Raw genomic sequence first — 12,120 nt, 5'->3', positions numbered from 1 at the left:
CACCAATATTGGCGCCAATCTTGGATAGTGTCAACGCATCAATTCGCTGATAGGATAAAATGCGCAAGCCGGCCAATCGCAGAAGGACGGCGACCAAGGTAGGAAACGGCACATGGATACGACGATTGATGTAGGCGGCGAAAAAGAGACCAGACCGCTGATCGAACAGATCGAGACCGACATCTACAGCGGCAAACTCGCGCCCGGAATGTGGTTGAAGCAGATCGACCTGGAGGAGCGCTACCAGTGTACGCGACTGACGCTGCGCCATGCCCTGGAGCAACTTCAATCGCGCAAGATCGTCCAGCGCGTGCCCAATCGCGGCTATTACGTGCCACCGGTCGATCAGGCCTATGCCAACAATGTCCGCAGGGCCCGCGCCCACGTGGAAAAATCCATTGCGGACGAGTTGATCGCCAACGTGACCGGGGACTCCCTCGCCCGACTGTCCTATCTGGCCAGCATCTATTCCGAGGCCCTGAAAACCGGCACGCTGTCCGATCAGGACCACGCCAATCTCGCCTTTCATCGGGAACTGCTGACCTCCTGCAAGAACCCGGTCATGGTCGACATCATCTGGGATCTGCGCCGCCGTGTGCCGCTCGCCGCACAACGCGCCAGCAATACGCCAGCCGAACTTGAGCGTGCGGCACGCGAGCATTTCGAGATGATCGAATGCCTGCGCACCCGCGACGCCGACCGACTGCGTTTCGTCACCGAAAAGCACGTGGGAGTTCGACCGATTCAGAATTGATCAGAGCCATCGCCTCATCACGAAAAATTTCGTTTGAAATTGGCGCCATTTCATGTTCTCATTTTCGTAACAATTCAGGAGCAGCAGCAACTGCTCCCAAAAACGGGAACATATCCGGATGCCTACGGTGGAGCTCAATGGAGCGACGTTCGTCTACGATGACGTCGGCGACAGAAATGCCGAAGTCATGTTCGCCCTTCATGGCGGTCGCGGCATCGGCGACCGCAAGGGCGAGTTCAACGCTTACAAGGCGCTCGCCGACCGCTACCGCCTGATTGCCTACGATCAGAGGGGCTGCGGCGAAACGAGCCTTACCCCGCCTTATAATTTCGACCAGTTTGCCGACGATCTCGAGGCCTTCCGCCGACATTTCTGCGGCGACCGGAAAATCATCCTGCAGGGCGGCTCTTTCGGCGGCATGATCGCGCTGACCTATGCCGTGCGCCATCCGCACGGACTGTCCCGCCTCATCCTCAGGGGCACAGCCCCCAGCCATCACAATGAAGACGACGCGTTTGTCACCTTCAAGGAAAGGCTGCACAAGGCACCCAGCGCCTCGGTCGCCATGCTCGAGAAGCTGTTCTCCGACACGGTGAAGGACGACATGGAGCTGAGGCTGATCTGGCTGGCGCTTCAGCCGCTCTATTACGAGGAATTCGACCCTGACGCAGCGCTTGAGCGCACCCGGACCATGCATCTGCATGCCGAAACCCACAATGCGCTGTTTGCCGAGCGGGTCTACGACGTCCGGGACCGGCTCAAGAATATCGACGTGCCCACGCTGGTCATCTGCGGCGCGAAAGACTGGATCTGCCCGCCGAACCATTCCCGCTACATCGCCGAGCACATCCCCAAGGCCGAGCTTCTCGAAGTCGCCAACGCCAATCACGCCGTTCACGTCGAAGCCAATGCCACGGTTGTTTCGGCAATCCGCGAATTCCTGGCGCGCACCGCGTCCTGACATGCAGTTCCCATTCACCCCTCTCTCAAGGAAGTCCGAAATGCGCTTTTCCAAGACCGCCTTCGCCCTTTACGGCGCAACGTTCCTGTCCATCGCCGGCCTTTCCGCGCCGGCCCTCGCCCAGTCCACGGACCAGGTGACGATCGCACTTCGCGTTTCGGTCAACACGCTGGACCCGCATATGAGCGCGTCGGTCGGATCGGACCTCAGCGTCATCAGCCATATCTATCCGGCGCTCATCATCCGCGGTCCCGATCTCAAGCTGAAGGGCGACATTGCCACCAGCTGGACGATGGTCGATGCCAATACCTGGCGTTTCGAACTGGTCGAGGGCGCCCATTTCGCCAATGGCGAGAAGATCGATGCGCAGACGGTGAAATGGAATATCGACCGCGTTCTCGACAAGAGCGTCGGTGCCCGTATCGCCGGCTGGTTCAGCCTCGTCTCGAGCGCCAACGTGATCAGCCCGACAACGCTCGAAGTGAAGACCTCCTCACCCTATCCGGCGCTCGCAGACCAATTGTCGATGTTCTTCCTGCTGCCGCCGGAGTGGGCAAAGACCCACAAGCCGGCCACCGAGACCATGTCCGGCGGCCCCTACATGATCCAGGAAAACCTGCCCGGCGACCATATCACGCTCGTCCCCAACCCTGAATACTGGGGTCCGAAGCCGGACTTCAAGACCGTCAACTTCCGCATCATTCCGGAATCGGCATCCCGGACCGCAGCGCTTGAAGCCGGTGAAATCGACTTCATCACCGGCCTTCCGACCACCGAGATCAAGCGCATCAACGACAGCGGCCGCGCCAAGGCCGATGCGATCGATTCGATCCGCACCATGCTCGGCAAATTCAACCACCAGAAGGCGCCGTTCGAAAACCTCAAGTTCCGCCAGGCGCTCAACTATGCGATCGACAAGGAAGGCATCGTTGCCTCGATCTTTGATGGCAAGGCAACGGTCTCCAATTGCCAATTGATGACGCCGGCCTATTTCGGCTACAATCCGGATCTCAAGGCATACCCCTACGACCCGGACAAGGCGATCGAACTCCTCAAGGAATCCGGTGTCGATCTCAGCCAGGAGATCGAGATCGAAGTCCCGACCGCCACTTATCTTCAGGGCGAAGAAGTCACGCAAGTGCTTGCCTCGCAGCTTCAGGAGGTCGGCCTGAACGTCAAGATCACCGAGATCGAGTTCGGTGCCTTCATGAACAAGCAGATCAAGGAGCGCAACCTTGCGCAGATGGCCGTTCAGGGTCTGGCCTGGCCGACGATCGATGCGGACGGCATGCTGACGATGTTCGCTCCGGGCAATGTCTACGATTACTGGAACAACGCCGATTTCGGCAAACTGCTCGACGCCGGCCGCGCGTCTACCGTTCCGGACGAACGCAAGAAGATCTATGCCGATGCTACCAAGCTGATGTGCGATCAGGCAGGAGCGCTGTTCCTCTACGCCCAGCCAGCCACCTACGGCATTTCCAAGCGGATCACCTGGCAGGCCCGCGGTGACGACTGGGTGCGTGCCTTCGACATGAAGCCGGCGAACTAGGCTCTCAACGGCCGCCAATCTTGACGCTCAAGAGATCGCCGGCTGACAAGCCGGCGACTTCGTTCGAGGGGACGGGCGGTGGACATCTCCAGACCCGGCCGGTCCTTGATCGGTTACGGCCGCGGGCGCGATCCAATATGGTCACGGAATTGGGAATTATGCAGACAATACAGCAGACCGGTCTCTCCTCCCTGGAGGCGCAACTCGCGCAGGATCTCGAATTCCTTGAGCTGCCCGCCAAGCCATGGGTCCCCGAACGCAAGCATGACGGCAAACCGGTTCTGGATGTCGTGGTCATCGGGGGCGGCATGTGTGGACTTGCCGCCACCGCCAAGCTCATCCTGTCCGGCATCACCAACGTCGTCGCCTATGATGCGGCCCCCGCCGGGCTTGAAGGCCCCTGGGTCACGTTTGCCCGCATGCAGACCCTTCGTTCGCCGAAGGGGTTGAGCGGCCCGTCTCTTGGTCTGCCCCAACTGACATTCCGCGCCTGGTTCACGGCGCAATGGGGTACGCAAGCCTGGCACCTGCTGGACAAGATCCCCAAGGGGCAGTGGATGGATTATCTGGTCTGGTACCGCAAGGTCCTCGGTCTGCCGGTGCGCAACGGCGTGCGGATGACCGGTGTCACGCCCGTCGATGATCTGATCGCCATCGATATCGACGGTGCCGAAACCGGCCGCATTCTGACCCGTCGTCTGGTTCTCGCCACCGGCCGGTCCGGGCTTGGCGGTTTCGCGGTGCCCGATTTCCTCAAAGGCGTCGATCGCGCCTACTGGGCACATTCTGCCGACGACATCGATTTCACCGCGCTGAAGGGCAAGCGCATCGCCGTCATCGGCGCCGGGGCGTCGTCCATGGACAATGCCGCCACAGCGCTTGAAGCCGGCGCCGGCGCCGTCGATATGCTGATCCGGCGCAAGGACATGCCGCGCATCAACAAGATGACCGGCATTGGCAGTCAGGGCGTCGTTCACGGAATGCACGAACTGCCTGACGCCTGGAAATGGAAGTTCGTCGACTACACGGCCACCACCCAGACCCCGCCGCCACGCTCGTCGACGCTGCGGGTATCGCGCCATGCCAATGCCCGCTTCCTTCTTGACTGCGGAATCGTCACGGTCCGTGAGGACGGGGATGGTCTATTGATCGAGACCACACAAGGCCCCCTGCGTTACGACTTCCTGATCGCGGCAACCGGCTTCTCGAACGATTTTGACGGACGACCGGAATTCGCAGCACTGGCTCCCCATATCCGCAAGTGGTCGGACGGCCGGCAAACGCCGGACATGGGGCCGCCCCGCAGAGGCATGTCGGAGGCCCCGGATCTCGGACCTTCGTTTGAATTCCGCGAACGTGTAGCCGGTGCGTGCCCCATTCTGGCGCGTATCCATTGCTTCAACGACGCCGCGATGCTGAGCCATGGCAAGGTGTCCGGCGATATTCCGGCTGTCAGTGCCGGAGCGGATCGTCTGGTGCGCGGCATCGCCGCATCGCTGTTTGCCGAAGACGTGGACACGCATTTCGCCAATCTCGTCGCTTACGATACCCCCGAACTCCACGGTGACGAATGGACCGATTCAACCCCCTTCCTTCACAAGGAGACCGCGGCGTGACCGACGCGATTGACAAGGCTGCCGGACTTGCACCGGGTGATGCCATATTCGAAGCACGACGGTTCCGGCCGGAATTCGTGCAGGGCGCTGAGCAATGCCGTGTCTCTGTGCTCACGCCTGAACATGGTTTGGGGCTGGAAACAGCGTTGCGGATTGCGCTGGCCCGCCGGATGGCGTCGCTGAATGCCGATCCGGTGCTGACCGCCGAATATGACGCTCAACTGGCCGCACTGGGTCCGACGGAGCAAATCGTCGCCATGGCACATGGCAAGACGGATCTGGTCGAGCCGCTTGCAACCATTGCCCGCCATGCCGATCTGGTGACGCTGACGCCGAGCGAGGCAAAGGCAGGCGATATCGCCCTTTTGGCGCAGGCAGGCCTCAGCAATCCGCAGATCGTAGCACTTTCGGAACTGATCGCTTTCGTCAACTTCCAGACCCGGGTCGCCGCCGGCCTGCGATTGATGAGGTCGCTATGATTTCCTCGGTCCGCCTCAAGCCGCTCACCTGGCATCCGCATATCGCACCGGTCGAGCTTTGCGATGCGACGCCCGAGCAACTCGATGCCATGAAGGTCACGCCGTCCGCCAAGAAAGTGTCGGACTATGTGCGCACGCTCGTGCATGACCCCGAGAGCTATGTGGCCCGCACAGTGCTGTTTAATGCCATCATGTATGTGGACGGCGGGCTGAATCGTCCCGACCGCGAACTGGGCGCTCTTGGCGCATCGCTCGTCAACGGCTGCCTGTTTTGCGCCGTGACCCATGCCCGTCGGCATGCCGAACTGACCAAGAGCGACGATCTCGTCACCACCCTCTACCTCGACAGAGCCGAGGATCTCGGCCCACGTGACGCGGCAATCTACCGCTTCGCCCGTCGTCTGTCGGTGACCCCATCCGAAGCGACCGCAGACGATATCGCCTCCCTTCGTTCGGTCGGCCTGGAGGATATCGAGATCATCGACCTGATCCACGCCATCTCGATCTTCGGCTGGGCCAACCGGCTGATGCACGTTCTGGGCCACGCCGACAGCGCAAAATGATCCGGCCTTTCCGCCTGTCGGGGCCAGTCCGACTGGACTGAACTGGCGAGGACAAGGACGTTCTTGCGAGCCGCGGCAAGGCGGGCCAAAGGGGCCTGACCTTTCATGAAGAATCGCCAAACCTGCAGCCGTGCCGCCTAAATGTCGATGGCCGAATAGCGGGCGACGATATGCGCCGTCCGCGCGTCACCGGCTTGATGTTCGAGCCGATCCATGGCAATGCCGTAGAGATCGGATAGCCGATCCTCGGTGCAGAACTGCTCCATCGGCCCCTGTTCGCAGCGCCCTTTGCCATAGAGCAGGGCCACCTGATCGGCGATCTCCAGCGCATGGGTCGGCTCATGCGTGGTCATGACGATCGTCAGTCCGCGTTCGCGCGACAGACGCCGCAGCATGGATAGCATGATGGCCTGGTTGTGGAAGTCCAGCGCCGAGGCCGGCTCGTCAAGCAGCAGGATGGCCGCTTCGGAGGCCAGGGCCCTGGCGATCAGCACCAGTTGCCGCTCGCCGCCGGATAGCGTGGCCACGGCTCGCTCGGTAAAGCCTACCATGCCGACCAGATCCAGCGCGTCGCGCGCCAGCCTTCGGTCACGGGCCGATGGTCGGGAGAAAAGCCCGACATGGCGAGCCCGCCCCATCAGCACCACATCCAAGACAGAATAGTTGAAGGCGGGAACGAATTGCTGCGGCACATAGCCGACAGCGCCACCGCACCGCACGCTGCCGATCACCGGCACAGCAAGGCCGGCCAGGATTCTCAGAAGAGTCGTCTTGCCGCGGCCATTGCGTCCCAGAAGGACGAGGGTGCGCCCCTTGTCCAAGGTGAAGGAGAGGTCCTGGAACAGATAGGAGCCCTGCGACGCATAGCGGAAGCCAAGGCGTTCAGCTTCGATCATGCCTACCACCCCTCCCCTTGAGCCCGGAGCAACAGGATCATGAAGACCGGCGCCCCGACGATGGCGGTCAAGACCCCAAGCGGAATTTCGGCGGCAATCAGCGTGCGTGCCATGGTGTCGACGATCAGCATGAAGCTGGCGCCCAGCAATGCCGTGGCGGGCAGCAGCCTATCATGGTCCGGTCCGACCAGCGTGCGCGCGAAATGCGGCACCACCAGGCCAACCCAGCCGATGATGCCGGAATTGGCGACGCTGGCGGCGGTAATGCCGGTGACGCAACAGAGCACCAGCCAGCGGGTGGGCTCGACGCGCAGCCCGAGTGACTTCGCCTCGTCGTCGCCGAGCGACAACACGTTGATGCGGAACCGCATCAGCAACAGCGGAAAGGCGAAGAGAGCGACGATCGGCAGCATCAGCATGGCGCGCTCGGGCGTGGCGCTGGCAAACGAGCCCATCAGCCAGAAGACGATCGCCGGCAGCGTATCGTTCGGATCGGCAAAATAGGTGGCGAGCGACACCAGGGCGGAAAACAGCGCCGAGATGACCACGCCGGTGAGCACCAGCATCAGGATGGAGGACCGGCCGCCCTTGCGGCTGAGCACCACCACCAGCAGCAGGGCCGACAGGCCCGAGGCGAAGGCCATGGACCACAGCGCCACGGCACCGAGGCCGAGAAGGATGGCGAAGACGCCGCCGAAGGCCGCACCCGACGAAACGCCGATCACATGCGGATCGACCAGCGGATTGCGGAATACGCCCTGCAGCACCGCGCCGCTGAGCGCCAGTCCGGCGCCGACACTGCCGCCCACCAGCATGCGCGGCAGTCGCACCAGTTCAACGACGCGCCACACGGGCTCGGCCACGCCGGCCCGGCCGGGACCCAGGCCGATCCAGCCACTCGCCAGCGTCACGACGTCCTGCACCGCAATGCCATAGCGTCCGATCGTCAGCGAACCCACCATGGCAGCCAGCAACAGAACGACCAGGGCCGGCATGACCAGGCGGTCGGCGGTCCGGTTCGCCGCAATCGGCACGGCAACCGGCGCATTGTCCGCCGACCTGCTCATGGCGTCGCGCCGAGCAGCACGGACGTGATGCCGTCGTCGCCCGCGTCCACCTTCGCCTCCGGCGGTTCATCGGAAAACACCAGTGCCTTGAGAATGTCATGTAGCAGGTTCGGCTGATGACGCGGATCGGAGCTGAACTGCTCGATATGGTCGCCATTGTGCATGAACACCTTGCCGCCGCCGGGCATGCGCCAGACCCAGTCCACGGGACCTTCGTGGATCGTTCCGTCAGCCGTTGGACCACCGATCATGCACAGGCACTGTCCGCCGCGCGGCAGGGCCGTATAGCCGCGCGAATATTGGCCGAGAATACCCTCGTGACGATGGAAATTCTCAAAATCCATGCGGCCGAAATAGCCTCCGGGTTTTGCCGGGCGGATCATCCAGTTTGTGAACGGGCGCGGGCTCACAGTCTTGAACTCCGAGAGACAGGGCAGCCACGGCAGAATGATATGGCCGTTGATGAGGAAATGGCCGCCGGAGGCCAGATACGCAACCAGTTTCGGCTCGATCGATTTCATGAAGATCTGGTCGTGCATGCCAGAGACGAACAGCACGTCGACCTCGGCGAGATCCCTGGTCTCCAGCTCGTAGATATCGAGGGCGCTGTAGCGCCAGTCCTGCGGGATCAGGCCGCCCATGCGGTCGATATTGTAGCTGCGCGTGGAGCGCACATAAAGCAGGTGCGGCCGCCTGCCGCCGCGGAACTTCATCGAATTCTCACCCACGGTTCTGCACCTCCGCCTTCAGCCAGGGATAGAAGCCATTGAGAAACCGGGTGGTCGCCGGCATGAAGCGCCGGCCGTGATGGGTATGCGGGTCGATGGTCGAGGCGATCAACCGCCCTCCGCCGGCCACCGGCTGGTCGTAGATCAGGCAGCCCTCGTCATTGTCGAGATTGAGGATCGGCGTGGCATTGTCCGGAAAGCGGAAAGCGCCGAAGAAATGCCAGCACATGTCGGCCAGCGGGATGGCCTGCGCCAGCGGGTGGCCGGGCTCGGGCTGATAGGCTTCCATGCGACCGCCGGGCTGCATCCACCATTTCCAGTCCTCGGTTTCACGCGAGAACCATTGAACCTCGACCACATCGAGCCATTCGTCCATGCGGTTCGGTTCAAAGACGATCAGGAAACCGCCGCCCGACAGGTAATGGTTCAGCTGTCGGGCATGGGCCTGCAGCAGGGCCTGGTTGGAGAAGTCGGGAATGACGATCGCCTTGAACTGCGTGAGATCGACGCGGTCGAGATGGCGTAGATAGATCTCCTCGTCCAGGTAGCGCTCGAAATCGCGATAGCACTGCAACTGCGCGCCATCGCCAGACGTGACGAAGCCGATATCCTTCATTCCCGCCTCCACCGGCTTTACTGGGTCTTGCCGAAGGCTTCGGCATAGCCGGCGCTGGCGCCGTTCCAGTCCATCTGCATCAGCTTGTCGAGCTGCGCCGCGGTCAACTGCTTGCCGTAGAGGAAGTCGAAGCCCTTGGCGACGGCAGTGCGCATGTCCTGCGTGAAGAGGTCGGGATAGCCGATCTCTGCAAACCACTGATAGGCAAGCTCGCCGCCGGCAGCCGTGGCCGGATCAATGGCCGGGGTCTTGTAGACACGGCCGTTCTTGACGGCATCGAGGCCCGCCAGAACCGGATGCTGGAGGATATCGGCCGGCTTGATGGCGTCGTTGTAATAGTTGACGAACACGATATCGGGTTTCCATTGCAGCAGGGATTCAGCACCCACCTTGACCGAACCCTCGGTGAAGCCGGCCTCCGTCGCCACGTTGGCAAGGCCGGACGCGGTGAAATAGGCTTCCTCGCGTCCGAAGACGACGAATTCATTGTCGTTCATGCTGTCGATGAAGACGATGCGCGGCTTCGGCCGGCCGGCAGCCTTCAGAACGGCGGCGATATCGGCCACGGTCTTGTCCTCCCAGTCGAGAAAGGCCTGGGCGCGGTCTTGCTTGCCGAGGATCTTGCCCAGCATGGCGACATAGCCGCGGCGGGTTTCGCGCGACTCGGTACTGACCGTCGCGACCGTGATGCCGGCATTTTCCATCGGCGCCACGCGTTCGTCGCCCTTGGCCTGCCACTGCAGCACGACGTCGGGCTGGGCTTTGAGGATTTCCTCGACATTGGGGATGAAATTCGGCGCGACCAGATCCGTGCGGATATCGCCGATCTCGGGAAAGATCTGCCCTATGACGCCGTTCATCAGTGCCGTCTTGGCGCGCGGATTGATCGCCACCAGGCGGCTGGTGCCCTGGTCGAGAGCGATCAACGCTTCGGGAATGGGCAGCGGGAAGATCGCAACCGACTGGACCGGGCTTGCAATGACAATGTCTTTGCCGCGCGAATCCTGAATGGTGATCTCGGCTGCTGTTGCGAAGGCGCTGGAGCCGAACAGGGCCGCGAAGCCGAGGGCGAGAAGCCGCGGCGACTGGCCGCGTATGGTCGTTGCTAACATGAACATCTCCTTGGTGAAAACGGCATGCGCACGGCGTATTAATCATGACTTTCATTGTCAAGTAATTTTGACCGGAACCACCCTCGATCGGCACAGGAGCAAAAAGGCGGGTGGGCGGCCCTACCGTTCATGCCCGTCCGCCAAGGCGCTCCCGGCGGGATCGTAAACGACGGAGGCCCTTGTTGCAGGGGGCTGAGCGAGAAGCAGTTCGGCGAGGATGCCGCAGCAGACCATTGTCAATCCTGCCCCGAAAACGGGGCTGCGATCTGGCCATCGACGGGTGGCCCCTCATTCGTGGCGGCCCGCTGCAAGGCTGCCCGCAGCAGGCCAATTTGAGGCAATGCGTCCATTTCCGCCAATGTCACGAAGTGGGTCAGGATCGGGCTGAGCTTGAGTTCCGGCACGGCCAGAGGAACGAGATCCGCGGCGCCGCTGATGGCACGGAAGGCGATCCGTGGAATACATATCAAGATATCGATCTGGGTTGCCATGGAGATGAAGGCATTCGGATCGCCGACCATCTCAATTTTCGGATCAGGGGGGAAAAGACCCAGATTGCGGAACGAATTGTCCAAGGACATCCGATTGTTGGTGTCCGGCGAGGTCAGCGCCCAGGGCCAATCCAGGAGTTCGCGTGCACTGACCTCCCGACGGCCCGCGAGAGGGTGACGGCGCGAGCACGCCAAGGTCAGGTCGGTTCCGGTCAATGGCGTGGCGCGCAAAAACGGCAAGGTATCTGCCGGCACCAGGTCCCAGTCGATACGTCCGACGTAGCAATCGAATGACCCGTCGAGCAGGCCTTGCATCATGGCCGGGACCACGCCCGCCACGATCTGGACCCTCATGTCGTTCTCGAGCAGTTTCAGTTCCTGCATCGCACGCGGTAGAAGGTCATAGCTGAGGGTGGGATTTGTGCCGATCCGGATCAAAGCGGGAGGTACGGTCGTCAACTCCCTGGCCAGATGTTCGAACGTCGCCAATCCGCTACGCGTGCGCTGCAGGGCGTGCCGCCCCGCGGCAGTCAAGGACGCGCCTCGCGCCGACCGATCGACGAGCGCCACGCCAAAGGCCGTTTCAAGATCCTTGACCATCTGGGAGATGGCGGGCTGGGTCAAATGCAGTTCATCGGCCACGACGCGAAGAGAGCCGTTCCGCTCGATCAATTCGAGAAGCCGCAGGTGTCTCAGTCGAAGCCGGTCCAGGTAGAGGGCTGAAGGGGTCATCAGCGAAAGTTATCACTTCCAAGAATCTTTTGAATTCTTTTTTGATCCAGTTTCTGTTTGCATCACTCGTGGAGGAGCCGCCCGTCCGGGCGGCGAGGAGGAAAAAATGAATCGTGCCGATATCTGGTCGGGCGCAGCCGTCTGCGTCATGGCCCTGGTCACCCTGTTTGTGGTGATCCCTTTGCAGATTGACGAAGTCGCGGATGGATATGTCTCCCCGCGACTCGTGCCTCAGATCACCATGGTATTCGTCGCGCTGCTTTCGGCGCTGCAGGTCATCAATGCCAGGCGCGCAGCCCATCAGCCGCAGTCTGCGCTCGTGACCCGTGCGGAAATAGCAGCACTTCTTAAATTGTCCGGCGCGTTCGCCTTATCCCTGGTCCTCTACCTTTATCTGGCTCCCGCCATGGGGGCGGTCAGTCTGATCGCTGGATCGCTGCTCGCCCTGGGGGAGCGTCGTCCCGTTCTGATCGTGGGGATAACCGGCGGCCTGATCTTCCTGGTGTGGCTGGTCTTCTACCGCCTGCTTGGCACGGCGATCGTGTGAGGCCGC

At 61.9% G+C, this 12,120-nt stretch carries 13 protein-coding genes; 7 read left to right on the top strand and 6 right to left on the bottom strand.

Annotated elements, in window-relative coordinates:
• Positions 1-112 precede the first annotated feature (112 nt).
• The 6 genes from HGO38_RS13740 (at position 113) to HGO38_RS13715 (ending at position 5,925) form a co-directional block, all read left to right on the top strand.
• Positions 113-754 carry a GntR family transcriptional regulator gene (locus HGO38_RS13740; protein ID WP_250956462.1) on the top strand — a complete coding sequence of 214 codons (642 nt, stop codon included), beginning with the start codon at positions 113-115 and terminating at the stop codon, positions 752-754.
• 118 nt (positions 755-872) lie between these two features.
• The gene (locus HGO38_RS13735; protein ID WP_250956461.1) at positions 873-1,715 is read left to right on the top strand and encodes an alpha/beta fold hydrolase; all 843 of its coding nucleotides are present in this window, start codon (positions 873-875) and stop codon (positions 1,713-1,715) included.
• Positions 1,716-1,755: 40 nt separating this feature from the next.
• Complete coding sequence (locus HGO38_RS13730) at positions 1,756-3,267, top strand: ABC transporter substrate-binding protein (protein WP_250956460.1); 1,512 nt, start codon at positions 1,756-1,758, stop codon at positions 3,265-3,267.
• 158 nt (positions 3,268-3,425) lie between these two features.
• The gene (locus HGO38_RS13725; RefSeq protein WP_250956459.1) at positions 3,426-4,883 is read left to right on the top strand and encodes an NAD(P)-binding domain-containing protein; all 1,458 of its coding nucleotides are present in this window, start codon (positions 3,426-3,428) and stop codon (positions 4,881-4,883) included.
• On the top strand, positions 4,880-5,362 hold the full coding sequence (locus tag HGO38_RS13720; RefSeq protein WP_250956458.1) for a CMD domain-containing protein: 483 nt from the start codon (positions 4,880-4,882) through the stop codon (positions 5,360-5,362). Before HGO38_RS13725 ends, HGO38_RS13720 begins: the two co-directional genes overlap by 4 nt.
• On the top strand, positions 5,359-5,925 hold the full coding sequence (locus tag HGO38_RS13715; RefSeq protein ID WP_250956457.1) for a peroxidase-related enzyme: 567 nt from the start codon (positions 5,359-5,361) through the stop codon (positions 5,923-5,925). The genes HGO38_RS13720 and HGO38_RS13715 overlap by 4 nt, the downstream gene beginning before the upstream one ends.
• 137 nt (positions 5,926-6,062) lie before the next feature.
• On the opposite strand, the gene HGO38_RS13710 is transcribed toward HGO38_RS13715, so the two are convergent.
• From HGO38_RS13710 to HGO38_RS13685, 6 genes are all read right to left on the bottom strand, one after another.
• Positions 6,063-6,821 (bottom strand): ABC transporter ATP-binding protein, encoded by a 759-nt coding sequence (locus HGO38_RS13710; protein WP_250956456.1) that lies wholly within the window; start codon positions 6,819-6,821, stop codon positions 6,063-6,065.
• Between the two features lie 2 nt (positions 6,822-6,823).
• The gene (locus HGO38_RS13705; protein ID WP_250956455.1) at positions 6,824-7,888 is read right to left on the bottom strand and encodes a FecCD family ABC transporter permease; all 1,065 of its coding nucleotides are present in this window, start codon (positions 7,886-7,888) and stop codon (positions 6,824-6,826) included.
• The gene (locus tag HGO38_RS13700) at positions 7,885-8,616 is read right to left on the bottom strand and encodes a hypothetical protein (protein ID WP_250956454.1); all 732 of its coding nucleotides are present in this window, start codon (positions 8,614-8,616) and stop codon (positions 7,885-7,887) included. Before HGO38_RS13700 ends, HGO38_RS13705 begins: the two co-directional genes overlap by 4 nt.
• Positions 8,609-9,232 (bottom strand): hypothetical protein, encoded by a 624-nt coding sequence (locus tag HGO38_RS13695; protein WP_250956453.1) that lies wholly within the window; start codon positions 9,230-9,232, stop codon positions 8,609-8,611. The genes HGO38_RS13700 and HGO38_RS13695 overlap by 8 nt, the downstream gene beginning before the upstream one ends.
• Before the next feature lie 17 nt (positions 9,233-9,249).
• Entirely contained in the window at positions 9,250-10,344 is a 1,095-nt protein-coding gene (locus tag HGO38_RS13690; protein WP_250956452.1) for an ABC transporter substrate-binding protein, read from the bottom strand.
• 236 nt (positions 10,345-10,580) lie between these two features.
• A complete protein-coding gene (locus HGO38_RS13685) occupies positions 10,581-11,567 on the bottom strand; it encodes a LysR family transcriptional regulator (RefSeq protein WP_284739410.1) in 987 nt (328 codons plus the stop codon).
• Positions 11,568-11,673: 106 nt separating this feature from the next.
• Between HGO38_RS13685 and HGO38_RS13680 the strand changes: the two genes are divergently transcribed.
• Positions 11,674-12,114 (top strand): tripartite tricarboxylate transporter TctB family protein, encoded by a 441-nt coding sequence (locus tag HGO38_RS13680; RefSeq protein ID WP_250956450.1) that lies wholly within the window; start codon positions 11,674-11,676, stop codon positions 12,112-12,114.
• Positions 12,115-12,120: the final 6 nt, after the last annotated feature.

Origin of the sequence: Rhizobium sp. CG5 (genome assembly GCF_023701945.1) — a bacterium.
GTDB lineage: Bacteria > Pseudomonadota > Alphaproteobacteria > Rhizobiales > Rhizobiaceae > Allorhizobium.
This window is presented reverse-complemented; position numbering and strand designations above follow the sequence as displayed.